The sequence below is a fragment of the Comamonas squillarum genome, assembly GCF_025309455.1.
GTDB classification, from domain to species: Bacteria; Pseudomonadota; Gammaproteobacteria; order Burkholderiales; family Burkholderiaceae_C; genus Comamonas; species Comamonas squillarum.
This window is the reverse complement of the sequence record NZ_CP104377.1, coordinates 2121374-2145658: the sequence shown is the minus strand read 5'-3', so window position 1 is coordinate 2145658 and position 24285 is coordinate 2121374. Positions and strand designations below refer to the sequence as shown.

General features: G+C 64.4%; 24 protein-coding genes. 14 read left to right on the top strand and 10 right to left on the bottom strand.

What is annotated here, in order from left to right; genetic code table 11:
• Positions 1-8 precede the first annotated feature (8 nt).
• From N4T19_RS10040 to N4T19_RS10015, 6 genes are all read right to left on the bottom strand, one after another.
• Positions 9-1712, bottom strand: coding sequence for a FecR family protein (locus N4T19_RS10040; RefSeq protein ID WP_260720118.1), 1704 nt, complete (start codon positions 1710-1712; stop codon positions 9-11).
• Positions 1713-1832: 120 nt separating this feature from the next.
• Entirely contained in the window at positions 1833-2540 is a 708-nt protein-coding gene (locus N4T19_RS10035; protein WP_116927181.1) for a response regulator transcription factor, read from the bottom strand.
• A gap of 157 nt (positions 2541-2697) precedes the next feature.
• Positions 2698-3990, bottom strand: coding sequence for a tryptophan--tRNA ligase (locus N4T19_RS10030; RefSeq protein WP_116927182.1), 1293 nt, complete (start codon positions 3988-3990; stop codon positions 2698-2700).
• Between the two features lie 51 nt (positions 3991-4041).
• Positions 4042-4695, bottom strand: a complete 654-nt coding sequence (locus tag N4T19_RS10025) for a site-2 protease family protein (RefSeq protein WP_043339503.1) — start codon at positions 4693-4695, stop codon at positions 4042-4044.
• A 173-nt stretch (positions 4696-4868) separates the two neighbouring features.
• Complete coding sequence (locus N4T19_RS10020) at positions 4869-5504, bottom strand: L-threonylcarbamoyladenylate synthase (protein ID WP_182343066.1); 636 nt, start codon at positions 5502-5504, stop codon at positions 4869-4871.
• Positions 5505-5561: 57 nt separating this feature from the next.
• A complete protein-coding gene (locus N4T19_RS10015) occupies positions 5562-6449 on the bottom strand; it encodes a 3',5'-nucleoside bisphosphate phosphatase (RefSeq protein ID WP_260720117.1) in 888 nt (295 codons plus the stop codon).
• Between the two features lie 275 nt (positions 6450-6724).
• Here N4T19_RS10015 and N4T19_RS10010 point away from each other — a divergent pair, with 275 nt between their 5' ends.
• The 5 genes from N4T19_RS10010 (at position 6725) to N4T19_RS09990 (ending at position 10280) form a co-directional block, all read left to right on the top strand.
• Positions 6725-7564 carry a transporter substrate-binding domain-containing protein gene (locus N4T19_RS10010; RefSeq protein WP_243419416.1) on the top strand — a complete coding sequence of 280 codons (840 nt, stop codon included), beginning with the start codon at positions 6725-6727 and terminating at the stop codon, positions 7562-7564.
• 94 nt (positions 7565-7658) lie between these two features.
• Positions 7659-8327: an amino acid ABC transporter permease gene (locus N4T19_RS10005; protein WP_116927185.1), complete on the top strand. Its 669-nt coding sequence runs from the start codon at positions 7659-7661 to the stop codon at positions 8325-8327.
• Between the two features lies 1 nt (position 8328).
• On the top strand, positions 8329-9102 hold the full coding sequence (locus N4T19_RS10000) for an amino acid ABC transporter ATP-binding protein (protein ID WP_116927186.1): 774 nt from the start codon (positions 8329-8331) through the stop codon (positions 9100-9102).
• Between the two features lie 18 nt (positions 9103-9120).
• Positions 9121-9591: an Lrp/AsnC family transcriptional regulator gene (locus tag N4T19_RS09995; protein ID WP_021026316.1), complete on the top strand. Its 471-nt coding sequence runs from the start codon at positions 9121-9123 to the stop codon at positions 9589-9591.
• An 8-nt stretch (positions 9592-9599) separates the two neighbouring features.
• Positions 9600-10280, top strand: coding sequence for an aspartate/glutamate racemase family protein (locus tag N4T19_RS09990; RefSeq protein WP_116927187.1), 681 nt, complete (start codon positions 9600-9602; stop codon positions 10278-10280).
• A 57-nt stretch (positions 10281-10337) separates the two neighbouring features.
• Here the strand turns inward: N4T19_RS09990 and N4T19_RS09985 are convergent, their stop codons facing one another.
• The 3 genes from N4T19_RS09985 to N4T19_RS09975 all read right to left on the bottom strand — a co-directional run bounded on the left by N4T19_RS09985 (position 10338) and on the right by N4T19_RS09975 (position 14524).
• Positions 10338-11597 (bottom strand): NAD(P)/FAD-dependent oxidoreductase, encoded by a 1260-nt coding sequence (locus N4T19_RS09985; RefSeq protein ID WP_116927188.1) that lies wholly within the window; start codon positions 11595-11597, stop codon positions 10338-10340.
• A gap of 294 nt (positions 11598-11891) precedes the next feature.
• Positions 11892-13607: a single-stranded-DNA-specific exonuclease RecJ gene (gene recJ, locus N4T19_RS09980; protein ID WP_116927189.1), complete on the bottom strand. Its 1716-nt coding sequence runs from the start codon at positions 13605-13607 to the stop codon at positions 11892-11894.
• Positions 13604-14524 (bottom strand): phosphoglycerate mutase, encoded by a 921-nt coding sequence (locus N4T19_RS09975; RefSeq protein WP_116927190.1) that lies wholly within the window; start codon positions 14522-14524, stop codon positions 13604-13606. Before N4T19_RS09975 ends, recJ begins: the two co-directional genes overlap by 4 nt.
• 100 nt (positions 14525-14624) lie before the next feature.
• Here N4T19_RS09975 and N4T19_RS09970 point away from each other — a divergent pair, with 100 nt between their 5' ends.
• The 4 genes from N4T19_RS09970 to N4T19_RS09955 are packed head-to-tail and all read left to right on the top strand — an operon-like array spanning position 14625 to position 17947.
• The gene (locus tag N4T19_RS09970; protein ID WP_182343055.1) at positions 14625-15881 is read left to right on the top strand and encodes a lipoprotein-releasing ABC transporter permease subunit; all 1257 of its coding nucleotides are present in this window, start codon (positions 14625-14627) and stop codon (positions 15879-15881) included.
• Positions 15874-16557 (top strand): lipoprotein-releasing ABC transporter ATP-binding protein LolD, encoded by a 684-nt coding sequence (gene lolD / locus N4T19_RS09965; RefSeq protein ID WP_116927192.1) that lies wholly within the window; start codon positions 15874-15876, stop codon positions 16555-16557. The genes N4T19_RS09970 and lolD overlap by 8 nt, the downstream gene beginning before the upstream one ends.
• An 18-nt stretch (positions 16558-16575) precedes the next feature.
• On the top strand, positions 16576-17448 hold the full coding sequence (locus tag N4T19_RS09960; RefSeq protein WP_260720116.1) for a TatD family hydrolase: 873 nt from the start codon (positions 16576-16578) through the stop codon (positions 17446-17448).
• Positions 17441-17947, top strand: a complete 507-nt coding sequence (locus tag N4T19_RS09955; protein ID WP_260720115.1) for a DNA-deoxyinosine glycosylase — start codon at positions 17441-17443, stop codon at positions 17945-17947. The genes N4T19_RS09960 and N4T19_RS09955 overlap by 8 nt, the downstream gene beginning before the upstream one ends.
• On the opposite strand, the gene N4T19_RS09950 is transcribed toward N4T19_RS09955, so the two are convergent.
• Entirely contained in the window at positions 17926-18219 is a 294-nt protein-coding gene (locus tag N4T19_RS09950; protein WP_116927195.1) for a DUF2798 domain-containing protein, read from the bottom strand. The genes N4T19_RS09955 and N4T19_RS09950 overlap by 22 nt on opposite strands.
• Positions 18220-18445: 226 nt before the next feature.
• Between N4T19_RS09950 and N4T19_RS09945 the strand changes: the two genes are divergently transcribed.
• The 5 genes from N4T19_RS09945 to N4T19_RS09925 all read left to right on the top strand — a co-directional run bounded on the left by N4T19_RS09945 (position 18446) and on the right by N4T19_RS09925 (position 24282).
• Complete coding sequence (locus N4T19_RS09945; RefSeq protein WP_182343047.1) at positions 18446-19231, top strand: spermine/spermidine synthase domain-containing protein; 786 nt, start codon at positions 18446-18448, stop codon at positions 19229-19231.
• 344 nt (positions 19232-19575) lie between these two features.
• Positions 19576-21339: a GspE/PulE family protein gene (locus N4T19_RS09940; protein ID WP_116927227.1), complete on the top strand. Its 1764-nt coding sequence runs from the start codon at positions 19576-19578 to the stop codon at positions 21337-21339.
• 255 nt (positions 21340-21594) lie between these two features.
• Entirely contained in the window at positions 21595-22083 is a 489-nt protein-coding gene (locus tag N4T19_RS09935) for a tripartite tricarboxylate transporter TctB family protein (protein WP_116927197.1), read from the top strand.
• Between the two features lie 14 nt (positions 22084-22097).
• Positions 22098-23612 carry a tripartite tricarboxylate transporter permease gene (locus tag N4T19_RS09930; protein ID WP_116927198.1) on the top strand — a complete coding sequence of 505 codons (1515 nt, stop codon included), beginning with the start codon at positions 22098-22100 and terminating at the stop codon, positions 23610-23612.
• 172 nt (positions 23613-23784) lie between these two features.
• Positions 23785-24282 carry a sigma-70 family RNA polymerase sigma factor gene (locus N4T19_RS09925; protein WP_260720114.1) on the top strand — a complete coding sequence of 166 codons (498 nt, stop codon included), beginning with the start codon at positions 23785-23787 and terminating at the stop codon, positions 24280-24282.
• Positions 24283-24285: the final 3 nt, after the last annotated feature.

Genomic DNA, 24285 nt, shown 5'->3' with positions numbered 1-24285 from the left:
CGTGCCCCTTACCTCGGGCTGAGCACCGATTTGCCGTCACCGGTTTTGAGCACGCCACCAGCACCGGTCAGAATCGCCGGCTCGACGGGCAGCTTGCGCGGGGCCGAGTAGCGGCTCTTGAGGCCGGACGGGTCCAGCACCTGGATGCGCACATAGTAGTCACCCGGGGGCAGGCTGTCCGATGCCCATTGCGGGGTATCGAGCGCGAAGGTGCGGGCATCGGTGAAGCTGTCATCAGAGGCCAGCTGCAGGTTGAAGCGCTGACCGGCTTCAGCAGGCCAGGACAACTGCAGCTGGTTGGGGTTGTTGGACTCGGCAGGGCTTAAGGCGTCGGCGCCCAGGGTCGGCGGGTTGCTGCCGGTCTTGAAAGCCTGGGGCTGTGCAAACGGGCCCTGGTCCAGGCTGCCATCGGCGAGCCTGCGCACACTGGCCACGCGCCAGAAATAGGAACCCACGCCCAAACCGGACGCACTGGCCTGGCAGTTATCGACGACGCCGCTGTCTTGTAGCGGGGTGCTGAAGTCCTGGCTGGCAGCGACCTGGATGCGGTAGCCCACAATGCCCGGGCCGCCTTCGGTGCACAGCAGCTCGCCGTCCGCCAGGCCAATGAGGCCGCCGGGGGCCGGGTTGGCGTAGAGCGGAGGCACCGGTGTAGCCTTGACCTTGATGGCCTGGACTGCCGGTGTGCCCGGGATGTCCTGGCCATCGATGGCACGGGCGCTCATGTAGTAGGTGCCATCGGCAATGGCGTCGAACTTGAACGTGGGGCTGGAATGGCTTTGCTGAAGCACCACGCGCGCGAGCTCTGGATCCAGGGCCAGAATCACACCGTATTTCTGGGCCTGTGGCACCTCGCCCACCTGCAAAGTCAGAAAATTAGCGTCCTCAAACACTGGCGGATTGGCCTGCAGGCTGGGCGCTGGCAGCAGCGCCACCGTGGGCCCGACCTGGCCGCTGCGGGCCACGGCCACCCCTTGGCCAGCCTGTACGCGCGCCTGCTGCGCCGCCTGGCGGCCCTGGACCTCGACCACCCCTTTGTCGACAGCGGTGATGGCCTTGCCGGAGTCGGAAATGCTGACGGAGAACACGGTGCCGCGCACGCTGGTGGTGGCCATCGGGGTCTTGATCTCGAACTTGCGTTTGCGGCGCTGGTCCATCACCGGCGTGACATGCGACTCCAGCCCGCCGCGGCTCAGGTCCAGCACCGACTGCTGCTCCTCGGTGCGGCTGTTCTTGCGCAATTCGCTCAGTTTGAGTTCGGAGTTTTCGTTGATGCGCACCGAGCTGCCATCGGCAAAGCGCAAGGTCACAAAGCTGCCAGCCGGCACCTGCAGCTCGTCGCCCTCGGTCAAGATGGTGCCCGAAGCTGCACTTTGCCAGTCGCCACCGGCCAGCGGCGAGCGCACGCGCGCCACGCCCTTGACGTGGCTGATCGTCACCTCCTGGTAGCCCACCATGTGCGCGGGGATGACGATCACCGAGCCAATGGGCAGGCGCAAAGGGTCCTTGACGCCATTGAGCGTGCCCACGGCGCGCCACTGCTGCGGGTCCTTCAGGTAGCGCTTGGCCACGGCCTCGAGCGTGTCACCGCTGATCACCGTGTGGCGGATGTCGGGCAACTGGTCTGCCGATGCCGCCAGCGCGAGACCAGGGGCGGCCACGCCAAAGGCCAGCAAAACGGCAGCAGAAAACGGCAGACGAGAAAGAAACAAAATGGCTCTCCTTACAGCCAGGCCATGGTGCCTGGCAGGGCCGCTGCATGCGGCAGAGTAAATACGGCCAACACGTGTGGCGTGTTGGCCGTAAACCGCGCTGCATGCAACAGCAGAAATTTATTCAGGCTGTGTCTCGGACAGCGGTTTGACGGCCTCAAACCGGTAGCCGACGCCATAGACTGCCGTGATGATGAAACCGTTCTCCGGTCGCAGATCGAGCAGCGTGCGCAGCCGCGATACATGGGTATCGAGCGAGCGCGAGATGACATCGGAGTTCTGGCCCCAGATGATTTCGCGCAAATGGTCGCGCGACAGCAGGCGGCCCATGTTCTGAAACAGGAACAGCGCAAGGTCGTACTCGCGGTTCTTCAGCTCGACCAGCTTGCCATCGACCTCCAGGGCCCGCGAATCGGAGAGGAACTTGTAGCGGCCAAACTCCAATACGCCCTTGGTGGCAGCCGGGTAGGCGCGGCGCAGCAACGCGCGCACGCGCGCCACCAACTCGGCCACCCGCAGCGGCTTGATCATGAAATCGTCCGCGCCAGACTCCAACCCCTCAACAATGTCGGCCTCACCATGGCGGCTGGTGATGAAGAGCACCGGCAACTCCTGGTTGACGTTCTCTCGTATCCAGCGCACCACCTGCGGACCCGTGGTGTCTGGCAGCTGCCAGTCCAGGATCAGCAGGTCATAGGTCTCGCGGCGCATGTCCTTGATCAGAGAGGCGCCAGAGGAATGGGTTGTACAGGCGTGGCCCTCCGCCTCCATGGTTTTGGAGAGCATATCCAACACCACCAGATCATCATCCAGTGCCACAATTCTCATAACAGCTCACTCCCACTAAGCTCAATAGCTTGCTTTTATTTGATAGCTCAATAATAAAAGCAAATTGAATCACCGGCTCCACACTGCGTTAAACGGGGAAATTGCCACGACGGTGACAGCTTCAACAATTGGTTGCAAATGCAGTATAGGCAGTCTCTTAACTCTCGGCTATCTCTTTCAACGCCAACTGCACATCCGACAGCGAAAAGCCGTCGCCCAATTGCAGGTTGTCCATGGCGTCTTGTAGATTCTGCGGCGCAGCCTGCAAATGGGCAATCATGGCGCCCGCATCCCGGGGGGCATCAAAGCCCTGGCTTTGCAGCAGCAGCCCGCCATCGGCGCGCACCAGTTTGAAATAGAACTTGCCGTCCTTGTCGCGGTACTGCTTGAAAGCAGCGCCGCCTTGCTTGGCCGCAGCCTTGGGCGTAGCGGCCGTGCTGGCTGGCGTCAGTGGCCGCAGGCCAACAGCCGCACGTAACTTGTGTAGTAAAGGGCCCGAATATGCACGCGCCTTTTGTGCGCCGCTTTGCAAAATAGCTTCCACTTCCTGGGGATGGGCCATCAGGTAGTTGTAGCGTTCACGCAACGGGGCGAGCTCCCGGTCAATGCATTCGAACAGCAGGGTCTTGGCCTCGCCCCAGCCAATGCCATCGGCATAGGCCTGGCGCAGGGCTGCGGTTTCCTCTGCGCTGGCAAAGGCCTGGTAGATCTGGAACAGCGCCGAGCCTTCCACGTCCTTGGGCTCGCCCGGTGCACGCGAGTCGGTGACGATGCTGCCGATCAGCTTCTTGAGCTGGGCCTGGGTGGAGAACAGCGGGATCGTGTTGTCGTAGCTCTTGCTCATCTTGCGGCCGTCAAGGCCGGCCAAGGTCGCCACGTTGTCGTCCACCGCCGCCTCGGGCAGCACGAAATGCTCGCCATACAGGTGGTTGAAGCTCGATGCCATGTCGCGCGCCATCTCGATGTGCTGGATCTGGTCGCGGCCCACCGGCACCTTGTTGGCGTTGAAGGCCAGGATGTCAGCGCCCATCAGCACCGGGTACATGAACAGGCCCGCAGTCACGCCGTCATCGCCGTCCTTGCCGGTTTCGGCATTCTTGTCCTGCGCGGCCTTGTAGGCGTGAGCCCGGTTGAGCACGCCCTTGCCGGTAACGCAGGTCAGAAACCAGGTCAGCTCGGGAATCTCGGGGATGTCCGACTGGCGGTAGAAGGTGACGTGCTCGGGGTTCAGGCCTGCGGCCAGCCAGCTGGCGGCAATCTCCAGCGTCGAGCGGTTGACGCGCTCGGGATCCTGGCACTTGATCAGCGCGTGGTAGTCGGCCAGAAAGTAGAAGTTCTCCACATCGCCTGCGCGGCTGGCAGCGATGGCCGGGCGCATCATGCCAGCGTAGTTGCCCAGGTGGGGCGTTCCCGAAGGGGTGATACCAGTGAGATAACGTGTCTTAGTCATAACTATCCATCAATATGCTTTGCGGTGCTGCACGGCAGTGGGGCCGGGCGATCAGCTAAAGGGCATCAGCACCACGCTGACCACAGCGTAGCCCAGGCTCATCAGGGGGCGCATCCAGAAGGTGCTGACGACGCCGGCAATCACCAGACCCATGACGATGAAAAAGCCATAGGGCTCGATCTTGGAGACGGCCACCGCCTGCTTGTAGGGCAGCAGGCCCACCAGTACCCGGCCGCCATCGAGCGGGGGCAGCGGAAACAGGTTGAAGGCCCACATCACGAGGTTGACCAGCACCCCCGCCTGCGCCATCTTGAGGAAAAAGCGCTCATCGACGCCGGAGGCGACCAAGATGCCGTAGACCAGCGCCCACAGAAGGGCCTGCACAAAATTGGTGGCCGGGCCGGCCAGTGCCACCCAGATCATGTCGCGCTTGGGGTTGCGCAGGTTGCCGAAGGCCACGGGCACGGGCTTGGCATAGCCAAACACAAACGCGCCCGAGGTCATGAAATACAGCATCAGCGGCATCAGGATGGTGCCGATAGGGTCGATGTGCTTGAGCGGGTTGAGCGTGAGGCGGCCCAGCATGGCGGCGGTGTTGTCACCAAAATGGCGCGCAGCATAGCCATGCGCTGCCTCGTGCACAGTGATGGAAAACAGCACAGGCAGGGCGTAGATCAGAACGGTTTGTATCAGGTCAGCGTTCACGGAATGGGCAGTGGTCAAAGGGGAGGAGGGCGCGCCGCAGCGCACCAGGCAGAGGCGAGCCTATCAGATTTGCCAGTGGCCGCTGCCAGGCCATGGCAATGGCCGTGGCAAACGATTGCGCGGCCCGGGCAGGCAGCCCTGGTGCGGCGCTGCTGCCACCAGCCAGTATGGGGCTACAGGCCCAGCTGCGCCAGCGGGCCGCGGCCCTCGCGCACCACCACGGGCGAGCCGCCGGTGCCCATCGGCGTCAGGTCGACAATCGTCGTGGGCTCGAGCGGGCAGGGGCCGGCGTTGACGACCAGCTCGATCTGCGATTCAAAGCGCTCGCGGATCTCCTCGGGGTCGTTGAGCGGCTCGGTCTCGCCCGGCGGGATGAGGGTGGTGGACAGCAGCGGCTCGCCATGCAGCTCCAGCAGCATCAGCAGGCCCTTGTTGTCGGGCACGCGCAGGCCGATGGTCTTGCGCGAAGGGTGGCTGATGCGGCGGGGCACTTCCTTGGTGGCGTCCAGAATGAAGGTGAAGGGCCCGGGCGTGCCCAGCTTGAGCATGCGGAACTGGTGGTTGTCCACCATCGCATAGCTCGACAGTTGTGACAGATCGCAGCACAGCAAGGTCAGCATGCGCTTGTCGTCGATCTGACGAATGCGGCGCAGGCGGTCGACCACCTGCTTGTTGTCCAGCGCGCAAACAAAGGCGTAGCTCGAATCGGTGGGCACGGCCAGGATGCCGCCGTCCTTGAGCATGGCGGCGGCCTGCTTGAGCAGGCGCGGCTGGGGATTGTCTGGGTGAACCTCGAAATATTGGGCCATGGTGTTGCTGTTGCTTTTGTTATCGTGGGGCTGCCGTGCGGCTGCAGGGCGCCTGGATCAATGGGCAAGGCCCTGCGGCGGTGGGCGGGGGTGCACAATGCGCCCCTCCAGCGCCTGCCAGACGGGTTGCACCCCGCTGGGAAGCGGGGGCAGGGCACCAAAATCGGTACCCGATTCCCCCGGGCTGTGAAAATCGCAGCCACGCGAGGCATAAAAGCCAAAGCTCTTGGCCATGTCCGCGTAGGTGGTGTATTCATGCGGAAAGTGGCTGCCGGTGACCACTTCCACGCCTTGGCCGCCATAGTCCTTGAAGGACGAAAACAGCGCATGCTCTTCGCCGCCATTCAAGTGGTAGCGCGCCGGGTGGGCAATGACGGCCATGCCGCCCGCTTGCACGATCCACTGCACCGCATCCTGCAGCCGGGCCCAGCGGTGGGGCACAAAGCCGGGTTTGCCTTCGACCAGGTAGTGGCGAAACACCTCGGCCGGATCGCGGCAGACCCGCGTATCCACCAAAAAGCGCGCAAAGTGCGTGCGCGAGATCAGATCGGGGTTGCCCACATAGCGCAGCGCGCCCTCATATGCGCCACCGATACCCACTTTTTCCAGGCCAGCGGCCATGTCGCGGGCGCGTTGTTCGCGGCCACCGCGTGTGCGGGCCAGCCCGGCGCGCAAGCCGGGGTGCTGCCAGTCAAAGCCCAGCCCTACGATGTGCACCGTGGTTTCGCCAAAGCTGACCGAGATCTCCACGCCGCTCAAAAATGCCAGCTGCTGCTGGGCGGCAGCGGCGCTCGCCCGGTCCAGGCCGCTGACCTCGTCATGGTCGGTGAGCGCCCACAGCTGCACACCGCGCTCGCGCGCACGCTTCGCCAGCGCTTCCGGGCTCAGGGTGCCGTCGGAAAACGTGGAGTGGCAGTGCAGATCGGCGTTCAGCATGTCTGGCATGAATTTGGCTAGGGGAATAGCGGACCATTGTAGGCCGCGAGCCGCGCCCAGCGTGTCAGACCCGGCGCAGCATCCTGGGGAATGCGCGGTTTTCCGGCGTCTGCTGTCTCTGAAATGTCAGTATTAACCCTTAAATTGTCATTGTTTCGCCGATTTGACGAAAATAACAATGCATCTCGACGTTTTGTGTTTTTTACTAGGGTTTTTAACAGGAATACACTGTCGGTTTTTCACGGTCGCGCAGCCCGTTCTCGCTGCGTCTAGAGGATACGTAGATGTTTTCTGTCAAAAAGTGGATGGGTGCAGCCGCCTTGGTGGTCGCAGGTGTATCGGTGGCTGGCGCGGCCCTGGCGCAAAGCGGTGAGTCCACGATGGACCGCGTCAAGCGCACCAAAGAGCTGCGCGTGGGCACCGTTGCGGGTGCGATCCCCTACTTCAGCAAGGACCTGGTGACGCAGAAGTGGGAAGGCTTTGGCCCTGACTTTGGCGAGAGCCTGGCCAAGAAGCTCGGCGTGAACGTCAAGTTCGTCGAGACCACCTGGGGCAATGCCGTGCTGGACCTGCAGGCCAACAAGATCGACCTGATGTTCGCGATGGCCCCGACCCCCCAGCGCATGGAAGTGGTCAACTTCTCCAAGCCCTTGCTCAACAACACCTTCACGGCCGTCTGCAAAAAGGGCCATGCCCCGGTGCAGACCTGGGAGCAGCTGAACAACCCCGATGCCAAGGTGGTGGTGGATATCGGCTCCAACCAGGACCAGTTCGCCACCCGCGCGCTGCCCAAGGCCAATATTTCGCGTCTGGAGAGCTCGGGCGCGGCGACGATGTCGGTGCAAACCGGCCGCTCCGACTGCCAGGTGCTGGTGGTGCTGCTGTCGCAGCCACTGGTGGCCAAGCGCCCCGATGTGGGCACAGTCTATGTGCCAACGCCGGTCGAGACGGCCAACACCAACGTGGGCCTGCGCAAGGAGCCGAACAAGGACTTCGAAAACGCTGTCAATGCCTGGCTGGATGAAGCCCGCTCCAAGGGCGAGATCCAGTCCGTGGTGCTCAAGAACATGGAAAAGCTCGCTGGCGTCAAGGCCGATTCCTTCCCCAAGGAAGTCAAGTTCTGATGGTTGGTCCACATGGGCGTGGTGCCCATGTGAAACACCCCGGTTGCAGCCGCGTGCTGCCTCCGGGGTGTATGCGTTAAAGGTAGATTGATTTATGTACGAGTGGGACTTTAGTTTCCTGTGGAAGTACCGCATGCTGCTGGTCGGCGGCGTGGGCTACACCTTGCTGTTCACGGTGATCTGTATCCTGGGGGGCCTTGCGGTCGGGCTGGTTGCTGGCCTGGGGCGCCTGTCGAGCAACAAGATCGTCACGGCGCCGCTGCGCGCCTTTGTCGAGGTCTTCCGCTGCACGCCGGTGCTGGTGCAGCTGGTGTGGTTCTACTACGCGCTGCCCGTGCTCACCGGCATCGAGATGAGCGCGCCCGTGGCCGCTGCGCTGTGCCTGTCGCTGTACGGCGGCGCCTTCTATTCCGAAATCATCCGCGGCGGCATCATCTCCACCGATATCGGCCAGACCGAAGCGGGCCAGGCCATTGGCATGACGCGCGGCCAGGTGATGCGCCGCGTGATCCTGCCCCAGGCTTTCCGCAAGATGATTCCGCCGCTGGTCAACCAGTCGATCCTGCAGCTCAAGAACACCTCGCTGCTGATGGTGCTGGCCGTGCCCGATCTGCTCTACCAGGGCCAGGTGATCGCGCATGACACCTACCGCCCGCTGGAGGTCTACACCTTCATCGCCATCACCTATTTCGTGATTCTTTTCCCTGTGACCTTGTGGGCCAAGCGCCTGGAGCACGGCACATCGGCCGGCAAGGAGGCCTGAGATGCAAGACCAACCGCTCATTTGTATTCGTGGCCTCAAGAAATCCTTTGGCAAGCTCGATGTTCTCAAGGACATCTGCCTGGATGTGAACCGGGGCCAGGTGGTGGCGCTTATCGGGCCGTCGGGCTCGGGCAAGTCCACCTTGCTGCGCTGCATCAACCTGCTGACCGTGCCCGATGGCGGCGACATCCGCGTCGATGCGCAGTCGCTGGCCTTCAGCGGCAAGCAGACCCAGCTGCCCAAGGACAAGGTGCTGGCGGGCTTTCGTGCACGCACCGGCATGGTGTTCCAGCATTTCAACCTGTTCCCGCACATGACGGTGCTGCAAAACGTCATGGAAGGCCCGCTCACGGTGCTGCGCATCAGCAAGCCCGAAGCCCAGGCCCGCGCTACGGCCCTGCTGCAAAAGGTGGGTCTGGCCGAGCGCGCGCAGATGATGCCCGACCAGCTCTCGGGCGGCCAAAAGCAGCGCGTGGCCATTGCCCGCGCGCTGGCCATGCAGCCCAGCGTGATGCTGTTTGACGAGGCCACCTCCGCGCTCGACCCCGAGCTGGTCGGCGAGGTGCTCCAGGTCATCCAGTCGCTGGCGCGCGACGGCATGACCATGATCCTGGTGACCCACGAGATCGCCTTTGCCCGCGAGGTGGCCGACAAGGTCGTCTTCATGCGCGATGGTGTGGTGGTTGAGGAGGGCCCGCCCGCGCAGGTGATCGACAACCCGCAGCACGAGGCCACGCGCAGCTTTCTGGGCCGCATCATCGGCCACACCGCCTAACCAGCAGGGAGGAGAACCATGGATTTTCGACTCGACGATATTGACCGCAAGCTGCTGGCACTGTTGCAGGCTGACGCCCGCGAGTCCACGGCCAAGCTGGCGCGCAAGCTCAACCTGGCGCGCACGACGGTGGTTGCCCGCATTGCGCGCCTCGAAAAAGAAGGCGTCATTGCCGGCTACGGCGTGCGCCTGGGCTCCAAGCTCGAGCAGTCGGCCGTGCGCGCCTACTGCGGCATCAGCGTGATGCCCAAGACCGCCCAGGCGGTCATGCAGGTGCTCGAGAGCATCCCCGAGGTCGAAGAGGTCTCGGCCGTCTCCGGCCAGCATGACTACATGATCTTTTTGCGCTGCGACTCCAACGAAAAGCTCGATGCCTTGCTCGACCGCATCGGCCTGATCGAAGGCATTCGCCAGACCTACACCTCGGTGGTGCTGAGCCGCAAGATCGACCGCCGTGGCGCACTGCCGGCGCTGCCCCTGCTCGACTGAACCTGCCCATGTTGCCCGCCACTGCCTCTGTGCCTTTCCTCGGCATCCTGATGCTCGACACCCAGTTCCCGCGCCCGCCCGGGGACATCGGCAACCTGCAGACCTGGGCAGCGCTGGGCATCCCCGTGCAGATGCACAAGGTGCAAGGCGCCTCGCCCGCCAAGATCGTGCGCGAGGCCGATCCCCGCTTTGTGCAGCCCTTTGTCGATGCGGCCCGCGCAATGCAGGCGCAAGGCGCGGCGCTGATCACCACCAGCTGCGGCTTTCTGGCCGCCTACCAGGAGCTGCTGGCCAGCAGCGTCGATGTGCCCGTGGTCAGCTCCAGCCTGCTGCAGTGCGCGCAGCTGCCCCGGCCCGGTGTGGTCACGATTGCCGCTGCCAGCCTCACGCCGCGCATTCTGGCTGCCGCAGGCGTGCCCGAAGGCACCCCCGTGCAAGGCGTGGCGCCGGAGGGGGAATTTGCCAGGCGCATTCTCGGCAATGAATTGGAGATGGACATCGCCCAGGCCGAGCGCGATGTGGTGGCCGCTGCCGTTGCACTGTGCCAGGCCCATCCGCAGCTGGGATCGATCGTGCTGGAGTGCACGAATATGCCTGTCTACCGCGATGCCGTGGCGCGCGCCACCGGGCTGCCAGTGCATGATGTGGTGAGCCTGCTGGCGCAGCGCTGGGCGGCGCTGCCCGCCTGATTCTGGCCAGGCCTGAAGCGCCCGGCCATGCGGCCCGGGCGTAATTGCAGAAGTTCTTTAGCCCTTGAGAAAACGCTCGGCGCGGAACGGGCGCACATCGACCGGTGCATCGTCGCCGCGCATCAGCGCCGCCAAAATCGCGCCCGTGCCCGGCCCGGTGCTAAAGCCGATGTGCTGGTGGCCAAAGGCCAGCCAGAGGTTGCGCTGGCCCGGCATCGCGCCAATGATGGGGCGGCTGTCGGGCAGGGTGGGGCGGCTGCCCATCCAGGGCGCGGGCTCCAGCGCCTGGCCCATGTCGATCGCCTCGCGGGCAGCGGCTTCGGCCAGGCCCAGCTGCACCGGGTTGGCGGGGGCGTCGATATCGGTCAGCTCCACGCCACTGGTCAGGCGCAGGCCTTGCTCCATCGGGCTGAGCACATAGGCGCCGGCGGTGTCATAGACCGGGCGCGAGATATTGCAGGACGCGGGCGGCGCAAAGTGCATGTGGTAGCCGCGCTCATAGGCCATCGGCACCTTCACGCCCAGGGTCGCCATGAACTGTCGGCTCCAGGGGCCCAGCGCGACTACCACGCGGTCGGCCTCCAGGCCATCGTGCGCACCATCGGCGCGGATGCGCCAGCGGCTGCCGGCCAGCGGCTCGACGGTCTTGATGCGCGCCTGCGCATACTGGCCGCCCTGCTTGCGGAACAGCTCGGCATAGGCCTTGACGACGTCGCCAGGGCTGTCGACCGACCAGCTGTCCTTGATCCACAGCGCGCGCTCAAAAATCGGGTTCAGGGCCGGCTCCAGCTGGCGGATGTGGTCGCGCTCGAGCACCTCGGTGGCCACGCCGAAGTGCGCCATGCGCTCGCGCGCCAGCGCGCCGCCGGCAAAGGCACTGGACTGGCGGTAGAGAAACATCCAGCCGTTGTCGCGCATGCGGTGGGCCGCGCCGCTGGCGCGCAGCAGCTGGGCATGCTCGTTCATCGACAGGCGGATGAGGCTGTCGAGCGCGGTGGTGGTTTCCTCAAACACCTGGGTGCGGGCCTGGGCGACAAAGCGCGCGGCCCAGCCCAGGTTCTGCAGCAGAAAGCGGGCCTGGTAGCGAAAGCCGGCGCTCTGGTTTTTCAGCAGCACCGGCAGGTTGCCCCAGAGGCTGGGGTTGTTGAAGGGCATCAGCGAGCTGCGCGCGATCACCCCGGCGTTACCGTACGAGGTCTCTTCGCCAGGGGCCAGCCGGTCCAGCAAGGTGACGCGAAAACCCTTTTTCTGCAGCGCCAATGCGCTGGCAACGCCCACCATGCCGGCGCCCAGCACGGCCACGGAAATATTGCTCATGGAATGTCTTGGTGCTTCACAGCCATCTAGAAAGTATCTAGCCTATGACTGATATTAAATTAACAATCAAACCCATGGGGTGGCCGAGTACTGGCGCCCGGGCCCGTGCCGGACTGGAAGGCCAGCCCGTCCCGCCGTGCACCCCATGGTCAGAATGCCAGTGCAACACGGATCTTGTGCACGGGCGACTGCGGCGCGTATTTTAGAAAATTACGGTGACTCAGGTCTTCCGCATTCGCGCTATTTCCTTAACTTTTAGTAAAGTCTTGCGGCCCCTCAAATCCCCGGCCCCGCTCAGCTGGGCAGCTGCGCGCCTTCGACCAGGAACTGCAGCTTGCGCTGGCCCTGCCATTCATTGATGTCCAGCCGGTAGGCCAGCAGCACCTTGGCCGGCAGTGGCTCGGTATGGCCAAACCAGATGCCGTCCACCATCTCGCCATGGTGGCGCAGCTTCAGCGACAAATGTTTTTCCCCCACCAGGCGCTGGCTGACGATCTCCAGCTCTTCGCTGAAGGTGGGCGGCGCAAAGCCCTGGCCCCAGACCTGGCTGTTGAGCGTGTCCACGGTCTCGGCATGGCGAAACTGCACCGGCAGCGGGCCATCGGTCTCCAGCTGGCGGGTGAGCGTGCGCTCATCGAGCCATTCCTGCGCAACCTGGGCGAGGGCCTGCTCAAACACCTCGAAATCGTCCAGCGCAATCGTGCAGCCCGCCGCCATCGCATGGCCGCCGAACTTGATCAGCACGCCTGGGTGGCGCTTGGCCACCAGGTCCAGCGCATCGCGCAGATGGAAGCCGGGGATCGAGCGGCCCGAGCCCTTGAGCTCATGCTCATGGCCCGGTGCGCTGCTGGCGGCAAACACAAAGCTTGGGCGGTGCAGCTTGTCCTTGATGCGCGAGGCAACGATGCCCACCACGCCTTCGTGGAAGTCCGGGTCAAACACGCTCACAGCCGGTGGCGGCTCGGTGCCTTCTTCAAACAAGGCCTCTGCCAGCAGCATCGCGTGCTCGCGCATGCCCGTCTCGATATCGCGGCGCTCGCGGTTGATGGCGTCGAGCTGGCGCGCCAGGGTGTCGGCCAGCAAGGTGTCGTCGGTCAGCAGGCATTCGATGCCGATGGTCATGTCGGCCAGGCGCCCGGCGGCATTGATGCGCGGGCCCAGCGCAAAACCAAAGTCAAAGGTGCTGGCGGTGGCCGCGCGCCGGCTGGCGGCCGAGAAGAGTGCGCCCAGGCCAGGGGGCATATGGCCGGCGCGAATGCGGCGCAGGCCCTGGGCCACCAGGCGGCGGTTGTTGGCATCGAGCTTGACCACATCGGCGACGGTGCCCAGTGCCACCAGCGGCAGCAGGCTGTCCAGGCGCGGCTGGGCCATGTCGGCAAAGGCACCGCGATCGCGCAACTCAGCGCGCAAGGCCATCAGCACATAGAACATCACGCCGACACCGGCCATGGCCTTGCTGGCAAAGCTGCAGCCAGGCTGGTTGGGATTGACGATGGCATCGGCCGCCGGCAGGGTGGCTGCCGGCAGGTGGTGGTCGGTGACGATCACCGTCATGCCCAGCGCCTTGGCGCGGGCCACGCCGTCCACGCTGGCAATGCCGTTGTCCACGGTCACCAGCACCTGCGCGCCTTGCTGGTGCACGCGCTCGGCAATCGCTGCCGTCAGGCCATAGCCATCGACCACGCGGTCGGGCACCAGGTAGCTGACCTGCTGGGCGCCCAACATGCGCAGGCCGCGCAGGGCCACTGCGCAGGCGGTGGCGCCGTCGCAGTCGTAATCGGCCACGACGCAGATGCGCTGCTGGCGGCCAATCGCATCGGCCAGCAGCAGCGCCGCCTCGCGCGTGCCCAGCAGGCCAGCGGGCGGCAGCAGCTGCGCCAGGCCATCGTCCAGCTCAGCAGCGGCCTGCACACCGCGCGCGGCAAACAGGCGGGCGAGCAGCGGGTGCACGCCTGCCTGCTCCAGCGCCCAGACGGTGCGCGGGGGAATATCTCGGGCCAGAATTTTCATAAAGAACTTAGAAGCGCCATGGGCTTGGTCGGAGCCAGCCATTGCTTGATTTGGGGTAGCCAGCCGGGGGCCGGGGGCGCCAGCGTGATGGCATTTTTCTCGCCGCACAGGCTGATCTGGCTCCACGCGGTGGAGGCCAGTGTCGCATCCAGCTGCTGCCACTGCTGCTGCCAGCTGCGCCAATCCCCCACCAGGGCGCTGTCGCGCAGCGTGGTGTTCAGCACCGGCGTCTGGGCGGGCAGCTGGTAGCCGGCGGGCAGGGCGCCAGCGCCATGCACCCAGAACGAATTGATGGGCGCGCGGCCACTGGCCTCGCGTGCGTCGCTGAAGGCATGGGTGTAGAGCAGCATCTGCATCTCGGTCTGCAGGCGCTGGAGTACCGCCGCTTGGGCCTTGTCGGGCAGCCAGGGCCGCACATCGCGCAGCGCAATGCGGTCGAGCGCCGCAGTATCGAGCTGCGCAAACACGGGGCCACGCGCCAGCCAGCGGTCGGGCCGGTCGTAGACCAGCGCAATGCCGTCTTCGCTGAACCAGGGCGCCATGATGGCCAGCAGGCTGCGCGATTCGTCCTCGCTCATCTGCGCGGCAGAAAGGTCGCTCATGCGCACCTGGTCGGGCGAGATCTGCCAGTGGCAGGGCGAGAGAAAGGCCCAGGCGGCATCGCCCGGCGCCTGGCCGTTTTGCAGTTGCTGCAGGGCAGCCCAGGGTGTGGCTTTGGGTGGCAGGCCCAAAGCCTTGGCCAGCACACGTTCATGGGGCGGGGCAAAATCTTCCAGCGCGCCGTTGTCGCTGGCGCTGACAGACCACCGCTTGAGCAGGCGTTGCAGGTTCGGCAGGGGGAGCGCCTGCAAGGCTTGCTGGCAGCCCGGCTCGTCCGTGGCTGCGTAGGAGATGATCAAATGCTGGTTTTCCGACATGGGTCTATTGTCGGCGATGCCACAATGCGGTTTGCGGTGCAGTGGATTAAGGTGCTGTATTTGCCGAGCGGATGCACGAAATATATTTTTAGAACGATTTATGCAGATTCCCTATGAATTGGCGCTGGGTTGGCGCTACACCCGTGCGGGCCGTGCAACCCGGCGCAACGGGTTTATTTCGTTCATCTCGGGCGTGTCCATGCTGGGCATTGCGCTGGGGGTGGCGGCCTTGATCATTGTGCTGTCAGTGATGAACGGTTTTCAAAAAGAGGTGCGCGACCGCATGCTCAGCGTGGTCTCGCATATCGAGATCTTCACGCCCGGGGGCGACGCCTTGCCCGATCCGGCCCGCACCATTGCCGAGGCCAAGGCCAACCCGAACGTGATTGGCGCGGCGCCCTTTGTCTCGGCCCAGGCGCTGGTCGCCCGCGGTGAGGACATGCGCGGCGCCTTGCTGCGCGGCATTGACCCGGCGCTCGAGCCCGAGGTCACCGACATGACCACCGGCATCGACCAAAGCAGTTTGCAGGCGCTCACACCAGGCAGCTTCCATGTGGTGCTGGGCTCGGAGCTGGCGCGCATTCTGGGCGTGGGCCAGGGTGACCAGGTCACCTTGATCGTGCCCAGCGGCCAGGTCACACCAGCGGGCACCGTGCCGCGCCTCAAGCAGATGCAGGTGGTGGGCACCTTCAATTCCGGCCACTACGAGTACGACTCCACCCTGGTGCTGATGCACCATGAGGATGCCGAGCGCCTGTTCCGCCTCGAAGGCCCGACCGGCGTGCGCCTCAAGCTCAAGGACCTGCACCAGGCCCCCGAGGTGACCCAGCAGCTGGCCCATAGCCTGAGCGGCCACCTGCTGATCCGCGACTGGACGCAGCAGAACAAGACCTGGTTTGCCGCCGTTCAGGTTGAAAAACGCATGATGTTCATCATCCTGACGCTGATCGTTGCCGTGGCCGCGTTCAACCTGGTGACCACCTTGGTGATGACGGTCACCGACAAGCGCGCCGATATCGCGATCCTGCGCACCCTGGGCGCGAGCCCGCGCAGCATCATGGGCGTGTTTGTCGTGCAGGGCGCGCTTGTTGGTGTCATCGGCACCCTGGCCGGCCTGGGCCTGGGCCTCTTGGTGGCCTGCAATATCGATGTGATCGTGCCCGCCATCGAGCGCGCACTGCACACCAGCTTCCTGCCCAAGGACATTTACCTCATCAGCCAGATGCCCAGCGAGCCCCAGCGCAGCGATATCGTGCCGATTACCGTCATTTCCCTGATCCTGGCCTTTGTGGCCACCCTGTATCCCAGCTGGCGCGCCAGCCGCGTGAACCCCGCCGAGGCGCTGCGTTATGAATGATTCGTCCATCGTCCTGGAGGCCTCGGGCCTGACCAAGCGCTTTACCGAAGGCCTGCTCGATGTGCAGGTGCTCCATGGCATCGATCTGCAGGTGCGCGCCGGCGAAACCCTGGCCATTGTCGGCGCCTCGGGCTCGGGCAAATCCACCTTGCTGCACTTGCTCGGCGGGCTGGATGCGCCCAGCAGCGGCACGGTCAGCCTGCACGGCCAGCGGCTCGATACGCTCAGCGCCAGCCGCCAAGGCGAGCTGCGCAACCAGCACCTGGGCTTTATCTACCAGTTCCACCATCTGCTGCCCGAGTTCAGCGCGCTGGACAACGTCGCGATGCCGCTGCGCATCCGCCGCCTGCCCTATGCCGAATGCGCCGAGCGCGCGCGCGACGTGCTGGCCTCGGTGGGCCTCAAGGACCGCGTGCTGCACCGCCCCGCCGAGCTCTCGGGCGGCGAGCGCCAGCGCGTGGCCATTGCGCGCGCGCTGGTCACCCAGCCCGCCTGCGTGCTGGCCGATGAGCCCACCGGCAACCTGGACCGCGCCACCGCAGACACCGTGTTTGCGCTGATGCTGCAGCTGGCGCGCGAGCGCGGCACGGCCTTTGTCATGGTCACCCATGATGGCGAGCTGGCCCAGCGCTGCGACCGTGCGGTGCGCATGGTCAACGGGCGTTTTGAAGCCTGAGAGCGCTGCTGAGGCCGCATGCCTTTCTGGATTGACACCCACTGCCACTGGGATGCGCCCGAGTTCGATGCCGACCGCGATGCACTGCGCGCCGCTGCGCAAGTGACCGGGGTGGCGCATTGCGTGATCCCGGCGGTGGAGCGCAGCAACTGGGCCACCGTGCGCGAGCTGGCCCAGCGCTGGGGCGACAGCTATGCGCTGGGCATCCACCCGCTCTACACTGGCCGCGCGGCCGAAGCCGACATTGACGCCTTGGCCACCATGCTCGAAGACTGCCAGGCTGACCCGCGCCTGGTCGCGATTGGCGAGATCGGCCTGGATTTTTTTGTGCCTGGGCTCGATGCCGAGCGCCAGACCTGGTTTTACGAGCAGCAGCTGCAGCTGGCGCGCCGCTTTGACTTGCCCGTGATCTTGCATGTGCGCCGCTCGTCGGACCAGCTGCTGCGGGCGCTGCGCCGCTGGCCGGTGCAGGGCGGCATTGCGCATGCCTTCAACGGCAGCCTGCAGCAGGCGCAGCAATTTATCGAGCGCGGCTTTGCGCTGGGCTTTGGCGGCGCCGTCACCTATGAGCGCGCGCTGCACCTGCGCCGCCTGCTGCAGCAGCTGCCTATGGAGGCCATCGTTGTCGAGACCGATGCACCCGATATTCCGCCGCACTGGCTCTACACCACCGCCGAGCAGCGTGCCCCCGGCCAGGCCCAGGGCCGCAACCAGCCGGCCGAGATTCCGCGCATTGCGCAGGTGATGCGGGCGCTGCGGGCCGAAGCCCATGCCGATGAGGCCCTGACAGCGACGGACTGGCAGCTGGCCACCAGCGCCAATGCCGCAAGGGTGCTGCCAAGGCTGCAGCCTTTGCTGCCCGGCGCCGATGGGGGATCGCCGCATGGCTGATGCGCTGCTGTGCGGTCTGGCCCCGGTTGTGGGGCCGGGCACCAAGGTCGTGATTCTGGGCAGCTTCCCCGGTGTGCAGTCCTTGCAGCTGCAGCAGTACTACGCCCATCCGCGCAACCAGATGTGGCCGCTGCTGGCGGCGCTGTGGCCCGCGCACCCGCAGCCCGCCGCCTATGCCCAGCGCTGCGCCTGGCTGCTGGCGCGGGGCCTGGGCCTGTGGGATGTCTATGCCGCCTGCGAGCGCGAAGGCAGTCTGGACACCAGCATCCGCCATGCCCAGCTCAATGACTTTGTGGCGCTCCAGCAGCAGTGCCCGCAGCTGGTGGCTGCCGCCCACAACGGCGGCGAGAGCTTTCGCCATGCGCCCCGGGTGCAGGCCGTGCTGGGCCTGCCCAGCTACCGGCTGCCCTCCAGCAGCCCGGCCAACGCCTCATGGAGCTTTGAGCGCAAACTGGCCGGCTGGCGCGAGGTGATGCATCACTGTGGACTGCTGGCCTGAGCGCTTGCAGCAGCAACGCTTGCGCGCGCAGGGCTTGGAGAGACGGGGCTGCCGCCGACCATGCGCCATGACAGGCGCTGCACTGCAGGCGCCAGCAGCACCACGATCGTGAATGCCGCTGGCCAGGACAGCAGGTAGGCATGCAGCCAGCGCGAGAGAAAATCCCCGACAAAGCCCAGATTCAACCAGGTGACCCAGGCGGTCATCAGGCCCGAGAGCAGCATGGACATGATGACGGAGGACAGAAAGCGTTGTTTGAGAGCGTTGGACATCAGCGAGCCAGAAAAAACAATGCCGCAGTCTAAAGCGATGCATCGCCTGCCAAGTGCCTCACCGTGGTCTGCAAGCGACATTGCCTATCTATGGCAATCGTTTATTTCGAAATAACTATGAATGGCTTTCAAGGAGCGCATGCTGCCTTGTCCCGATCCGCTCCCAGGCTGGCGGGCCAGGGTTATGCACTGAGCCGGGCAGGACAACGGCTGATAATCCCACCCCATGACGACGAAAAGAAAATCTCCGCAGGCGGCCCAGCCGCTGCCCGAGGTCACGATCTCCGACTTTGACGGAGCCCGCTACCTGCACCTGGGCACCCCTTGGGTGCAAGGCTCGATGCGCATCAAGAAGCCTTTTGATATCGACCTGGAATATGTGCAGCGCATGATGGCCTGGCTGCTGCTGGTGGACTGGCCCACAGTGCCCGAGCGCCGTGCGATGCAGCTGGGTCTGGGGGCTGCGGCTGCGACCAAGTTCTGCGCGCAAAAGCTGGGCATGGCCAGCACCACCGCCATTGAGCTCAATCCCCAAGTGATCACCGTCTGCCGCCAGTGGTTCAAACTGCCGCCCGACAGCGACAAGCTCCAGGTTGTGCTGGGCGATGCGGGCGTGGAAATCCAGAAGCCCCAGTACCTGCAGACTGTTGATGCGCTGCAGGTCGATCTGTATGACCACGAGGCCGCAGCGCCCGTGCTCGACAGCCCCGACTTCTACCAGCACTGCCGCAACCTGCTGACCGAGGACGGCTGCATGACCGTCAACCTGTTTGGCCGCACCAACAGCTTTGCCCGCAGCCTCGCCCATATCCAGGAGGCCTTTGGCCCCGAAGCGGTCTGGCGCTTTGCGGCGACCAAGGAGGGCAACACCGTGGTACTGGCCCAGCGCATGGCCAGCCGCCCCAGCCGCGAGCTGCTCAGCCAGCGCGCCGACCAGGTGCAGCAGCAGACGGGCTTGCCGGCGCTCAAGTGGTTAAAGGTTTTTAAACCTGTGCAGCCGGTCGCCGCCTGACTTTACGCAGCGAGTCTCGGTCATTCAGGTATAAAGCCAGAAGACAAAAAATACCGAGGGAATAAACCATGGCAGCGCCTGACCAGCCAAGCAAACACCACAAGAGCCGGGGCGATGCCTTACCCGGCGATACCGCCGTCAAAAGCCGCTCGTCCAGTGGTGCGGGGGGCAGTGGTTCGTCCGGTGCTGCGGCGCCGATCCGGCGCTCGGCGGTCTTTGTGCCTGGCAAGGTGGACGAGGGCCCTGCGCCGTCCCAATCCACGGGGCCGGCCTCGGTGCCGTCCACACCCAACGGGTCGGGCCCGGCCTCGGCGCCACAAGCGCGCAGCGGCCTGCCTGCGCTGATGCAGCGCGGGCTCGAGCTGACCCAGATCATCAACTGGCTGCAGGCCGATGGCTGGATCAGCTCCGAGCTGGCCCAGGCCACCATCAACCGCTGCAGCCACGCGGCAAGCAGCCAGCACCCGATCGTGCGCCTGGCCAGCGTGGTGGTGCCGCGCCAGCAGGACGGCAAGGCGCTCGATGTAGAACTGCTCACCGAGTTTGTCGCCAAGCACTGCGGCCTGCCTTATTACAAGATCGATCCGCTCAAGGTCGATGCCGCCAAGGTGGCTGAAACCATGGGCGCGCCCTATGCGCAGCGCCACGGCATCCTGCCAGTGCAGGTCACCGCCCACGAGGTGGTGATTGCGGTCAAGGAGCCCTGGATTGACGAGTGGGTCAGTGAGGTGGAGCGCCAGGCGCGGCGCAAGGTGCGCCGGGTGCTGGCCAACCCCAAGGACATCGACCGCTACCGCAGCGAATTCTTTGCGCTGGCCAAATCGGTCAAGGCCGCCAGCAAGCTGGGCGGCTCGCTGAGCTCACTGGGCAACTTCGAGCAGCTGGTCGATCTCAGCAACACCAACCAGCAGTTCGATGCCAATGACCAGGGCATCATCCGCCTGGTGGACTGGCTGTGGCAGTTCGCGTTTGCGCAGCGCGCCAGCGATATCCACCTGGAGCCGCGCCGCGACCAGTCGGTGATCCGTTTTCGCATTGACGGGGTGCTGCACAAGGTCTACCAGATGCCGCTGGGCGTGCACAACGCCATCGTCTCGCGCGTCAAGCTGCTCGGCCGCATCGACGTGGTGGAAAAGCGCCGCCCGCAGGATGGCCGCATCAAGACCCGCAACACCTTGGGCGACGAGGTGGAAATGCGTCTGTCCACCTTGCCCACCGCCTTTGGCGAGAAGATGGTGATGCGGATCTTTGACCCGGAAAACACCGTCAAGGACCTGTCGGCCCTGGGCTTTACCGCCCATGATGCGCAGCGCTGGGAGCAGCTGGTTGAGCGCCCCCACGGCATCATTTTGGTCACCGGCCCGACCGGCTCGGGCAAGACCACCACCTTGTATTCCACGTTGAAGCGCCTGGCCACCGAAGAGGTCAATGTCTCGACCGTGGAGGACCCGATCGAAATGATCGAGCCGGCATTCAACCAGACCCAGGTGCAGCCAGCGCTCGATTTCAGCTTTGTCGAAGGCCTGCGCGCGCTGATGCGCCAGGACCCGGACATCATCATGGTCGGCGAAATCCGCGATCTGGAAACCGCTGAAATGGCGGTGCAGTCTGCGCTGACCGGCCACCTGGTGTTCTCGACCCTGCACACCAACGATGCCCCCAGCGCCATCAGCCGCTTGATGGAGCTGGGCGTGCCGCCCTACCTGATCAATGCCACCTTGCTGGGCGTGCTGGCCCAGCGCCTGGTGCGCACGCTGTGCCCGCAGTGCAAGCAGCCTGACGAAGCGGCATCGACCGACGCACTGACCGCCGCCATCCAGCCCTGGAAAATCAAGCGCGACTACCGGCCCTACAAGCCGGTGGGCTGCGAAGAGTGCCGCGACACCGGCTTTCGCGGCCGCATGGGCCTGTACGAGCTGCTCACGGTCTCTGAAGCGCTCAAGGACCAGGTGCATGCCTCGCCGTCGATGTCGGTACTGCGCCGCCAGGCGGTGAAGGACGGCATGCACCCGCTGCGGCTGGCCGGCGCCCTGCGCGTGTCCGAGGGCCTGACCACCATCGAAGAGGTGATGGCCAACACCCCCCCCATCGAGATGGGCGACCGCTAAAAAACCGGCTGCATCGACCACCACCAGCGGACATGGTGGCGTTGCGCCGGCAGGGACTTACCCTTGTCACTGCACGCGCTTGAGCAGCTTTTCATGCTGCGCAAACCCGCGCCCAGCTTGGGTTTCGGCGCTGTACGCACTGGTGTCACCCTAGGGGTTTTCCTGTGTGGAATCGTAAGTGGAATCCACATGCGTCAGCTGGCCGTCAGCGTTGACAATGCGCTGCATCCCTAAAATTGTTTGGAGACAAAGGTAATGAAGCTCAAAAGCCAGAAAGACTTCTGGGCGGGCATCATGTACATGGCAGTGGGTATTGGGTTCGCCGTCGGCGCCCAGAACTACTCGATTGGTACAGGTGCTCGCATGGGTCCGGGGTACTTCCCGTTGATTCTCGGCGTCCTGCTGACGCTGATCGGTGCGGCCGTGGCCTTCAAGGGCCTCACTGCCGGCCCCGCTGGCGGAGACCCGATCGGCAAATGGGCATGGCGACAAGTGTTCTTCATCTTGCTGGCCAACTTTGCCTTCGGCATCTTGCTGGTGGGCGTGCCCAGCATCGGCATCCCCGCGATGGGCCTGATCGTCGCCATCTACGCACTGGTCTTCATCGCCAGCATGGCTGGTTCCGAGTTCCGTGCCAAGTCGGTCTTCATTCTGGCCACCATCCTGGCCATTGGCAGTTACGTCGCTTTCGTGTGGGCACTGAACCTTCAGTTCCCCGTGTGGCCTAGCTTTATTACCGGTTAAAAGGGGCCAGGACCATGGAATTGTTTGACAACCTGGCCACCGGTTTCGGTGTTGCCTTTACCTTTCAAAACCTGATTTACTGCTTTGTCGGCTGTCTGTTGGGTACCCTGATTGGCGTGTTGCCTGGTATCGGCCCGGTGGCCACCATCGCGATGCTGCTGCCTGCCACCTACGCACTGCCTCCCGTGGCAGCGCTGATCATGCTGGCCGGTATTTACTACGGCGCCCAGTACGGCGGCTCCACGACAGCGATCTTGGTGAATCTCCCGGGAGAGTCATCGTCCGTCGTGACCGTGATTGACGGCTACCAGATGGCCCGCAAGGGACGCGCCGGTCCGGCACTGGCGGCAGCGGGCATTGGCTCGTTCTTCGCCGGCTGCGTGGGCACCGTGATTCTGGCTGCCTTCGCGCCTCCACTGACCGAAGTGGCCTTCATGTTCGGCCCTGCCGAGTACTTCTCGCTGATGACCCTGGGCCTGATTGGCGCCGTGGTGCTGGCGTCGGGCTCGCTGCTCAAGGCCGTGGGTATGATTGTGCTGGGTCTGCTGCTGGGCCTGGTGGGTACCGACGTGAACTCCGGCGTGGCCCGTTACTCCTTTGACATTCCTGAGCTGACCGATGGCATCGACTTCGTCGTGATCGCCATGGGTGTGTTCGGCTACGGTGAAATCATTGCCAACCTGTCCAAGCCTGACGATGAGCGCGAAGTGTTTGCTGCCAAGGTGACTGGCCTCATGCCCACCAAGGAAGACTTCAAGCTGATGTTCCCCGCGATGCTGCGCGGTACGGCTCTGGGCTCGGCCCTGGGTATCTTGCCCGGTGGCGGCGCGATGCTGTCGGCTTTTGCGGCCTACACGATCGAGAAGAAGACCAAGCTGCGTCCTGGTGAAGTTCCTTTCGGCCAAGGCAATATCCGTGGCGTGTGCGCTCCAGAATCGGCCAACAACGCCGGCTCGCAGACCTCGTTCATTCCACTGCTGACCCTGGGTATTCCGCCCAACGCCGTGATGGCGCTGATGGTGGGTGCGATGACCATCCACAACATCCAGCCTGGTCCCCAGGTGATGACCAGCAACCCAGAACTGTTCTGGGGCCTGATTGCCTCGATGTGGATCGGTAACCTGATGCTGATCGTTCTGAACCTGCCGCTGATCGGCGTCTGGATCAAGCTGCTGACCGTGCCTTACCGCTGGTTGTTCCCCTCGATCGTGCTGTTCTGCGCTGTCGGTGTGTACGGCACCAACAACAACAGCTGGGACGTGTGGATGGTGGGTATCTTCGGTTTCGTCGGCTATGTGTTCCACAAGCTCGGTACCGAGCCGGCTCCCTTGCTGCTGGGCTTTATCCTGGGCCCGATGATGGAAGAAAACCTGCGCCGTGCGCTGCTGCTCTCGCGCGGTGACTGGTCGGTGTTCGTCACCCGCCCCATCTCTGCCGGTCTGCTGATTGCTGCTGCGATCTTGCTGGTGGTGGTCTGCTTGCCAGCGGTGAGCAAGAAGCGCGAAGAGGCCTTCGTCGAAGAAGAATGACCGCCCGCAGCGCTGCTGCAAGACTGACAAAGGCACCTTCGGGTGCCTTTTTCCATTTCAGCGGCCCAGGAATGCTGCGGCTTATCGGTGATAATGAGAGTTATTCCCATCTGAGAGGCGGAAGCCGGACCACTGATGGAGACCTTGGCTTTCCATGGGGCGATGCCCGTTCGTGCTTGAGCGCTATTACCGAGAACTGCTGAACTTCTGCCTGCGCAAGGTCAGAGACCGCGACACTGCGGCCGACCTGGCGCAGGAGAGCTATGCGCGCGTGCTGGGCATGCAGCGCGCCGGCAAGGTGATCGAGCAGCCGGCCGCCTTGCTCAAGCAGGTGGCGTTGAACGCCAAGATCGACCTGGACCGGCGCGCCCAGCTGCGCCAGCACGAGGACATCGATGCGCTGGACGAGGCCCTGCAGCCGGCCAGTCCCCAGCGCCTGCAGCCCGAAGCGGTCTATGCCTCGTCGCAAACCGTACAGGCCTACCTGGCCACCATTGATGCGCTGCCGCCGCGCTGCCGCGAGGCTTTTTGCATGTACCTGTTCGACGAGCTGTCCAACCAGCAGATCGCCGAGCACATGGGTGTCTCGGTCAGCATGGTCAACCAGTACATCAGCCGTGGCAAGATCGCCTGCGCCGCCCGCAAAAAGGAGCTGGACCTTGGTGACTGATCC

What these genes read in the sequence shown, in the direction of transcription:
- N4T19_RS10035 (WP_116927181.1), bottom strand. Translation starts at nt 2,540, where the DNA reads ATGAGAATTGTGGCACTGGATGATGATCTGGTGGTGTTGGATATGCTC.
- N4T19_RS10030 (WP_116927182.1), bottom strand. Translation starts at nt 3,990, where the DNA reads ATGACTAAGACACGTTATCTCACTGGTATCACCCCTTCGGGAACGCCC.
- N4T19_RS10020 (WP_182343066.1), bottom strand. Translation starts at nt 5,504, where the DNA reads ATGGCCCAATATTTCGAGGTTCACCCAGACAATCCCCAGCCGCGCCTG.
- N4T19_RS10015 (WP_260720117.1), bottom strand. Translation starts at nt 6,449, where the DNA reads ATGCCAGACATGCTGAACGCCGATCTGCACTGCCACTCCACGTTTTCC.
- N4T19_RS10010 (WP_243419416.1), top strand. Translation starts at nt 6,725, where the DNA reads ATGTTTTCTGTCAAAAAGTGGATGGGTGCAGCCGCCTTGGTGGTCGCA.
- N4T19_RS10005 (WP_116927185.1), top strand. Translation starts at nt 7,659, where the DNA reads ATGTACGAGTGGGACTTTAGTTTCCTGTGGAAGTACCGCATGCTGCTG.
- N4T19_RS10000 (WP_116927186.1), top strand. Translation starts at nt 8,329, where the DNA reads ATGCAAGACCAACCGCTCATTTGTATTCGTGGCCTCAAGAAATCCTTT.
- N4T19_RS09995 (WP_021026316.1), top strand. Translation starts at nt 9,121, where the DNA reads ATGGATTTTCGACTCGACGATATTGACCGCAAGCTGCTGGCACTGTTG.
- N4T19_RS09990 (WP_116927187.1), top strand. Translation starts at nt 9,600, where the DNA reads ATGTTGCCCGCCACTGCCTCTGTGCCTTTCCTCGGCATCCTGATGCTC.
- N4T19_RS09985 (WP_116927188.1), bottom strand. Translation starts at nt 11,597, where the DNA reads ATGAGCAATATTTCCGTGGCCGTGCTGGGCGCCGGCATGGTGGGCGTT.
- recJ (WP_116927189.1), bottom strand. Translation starts at nt 13,607, where the DNA reads ATGAAAATTCTGGCCCGAGATATTCCCCCGCGCACCGTCTGGGCGCTG.
- N4T19_RS09975 (WP_116927190.1), bottom strand. Translation starts at nt 14,524, where the DNA reads ATGTCGGAAAACCAGCATTTGATCATCTCCTACGCAGCCACGGACGAG.
- N4T19_RS09970 (WP_182343055.1), top strand. Translation starts at nt 14,625, where the DNA reads ATGCAGATTCCCTATGAATTGGCGCTGGGTTGGCGCTACACCCGTGCG.
- lolD (WP_116927192.1), top strand. Translation starts at nt 15,874, where the DNA reads ATGAATGATTCGTCCATCGTCCTGGAGGCCTCGGGCCTGACCAAGCGC.
- N4T19_RS09960 (WP_260720116.1), top strand. Translation starts at nt 16,576, where the DNA reads ATGCCTTTCTGGATTGACACCCACTGCCACTGGGATGCGCCCGAGTTC.
- N4T19_RS09955 (WP_260720115.1), top strand. Translation starts at nt 17,441, where the DNA reads ATGGCTGATGCGCTGCTGTGCGGTCTGGCCCCGGTTGTGGGGCCGGGC.
- N4T19_RS09950 (WP_116927195.1), bottom strand. Translation starts at nt 18,219, where the DNA reads ATGTCCAACGCTCTCAAACAACGCTTTCTGTCCTCCGTCATCATGTCC.
- N4T19_RS09945 (WP_182343047.1), top strand. Translation starts at nt 18,446, where the DNA reads ATGACGACGAAAAGAAAATCTCCGCAGGCGGCCCAGCCGCTGCCCGAG.
- N4T19_RS09940 (WP_116927227.1), top strand. Translation starts at nt 19,576, where the DNA reads ATGCAGCGCGGGCTCGAGCTGACCCAGATCATCAACTGGCTGCAGGCC.
- N4T19_RS09935 (WP_116927197.1), top strand. Translation starts at nt 21,595, where the DNA reads ATGAAGCTCAAAAGCCAGAAAGACTTCTGGGCGGGCATCATGTACATG.
- N4T19_RS09930 (WP_116927198.1), top strand. Translation starts at nt 22,098, where the DNA reads ATGGAATTGTTTGACAACCTGGCCACCGGTTTCGGTGTTGCCTTTACC.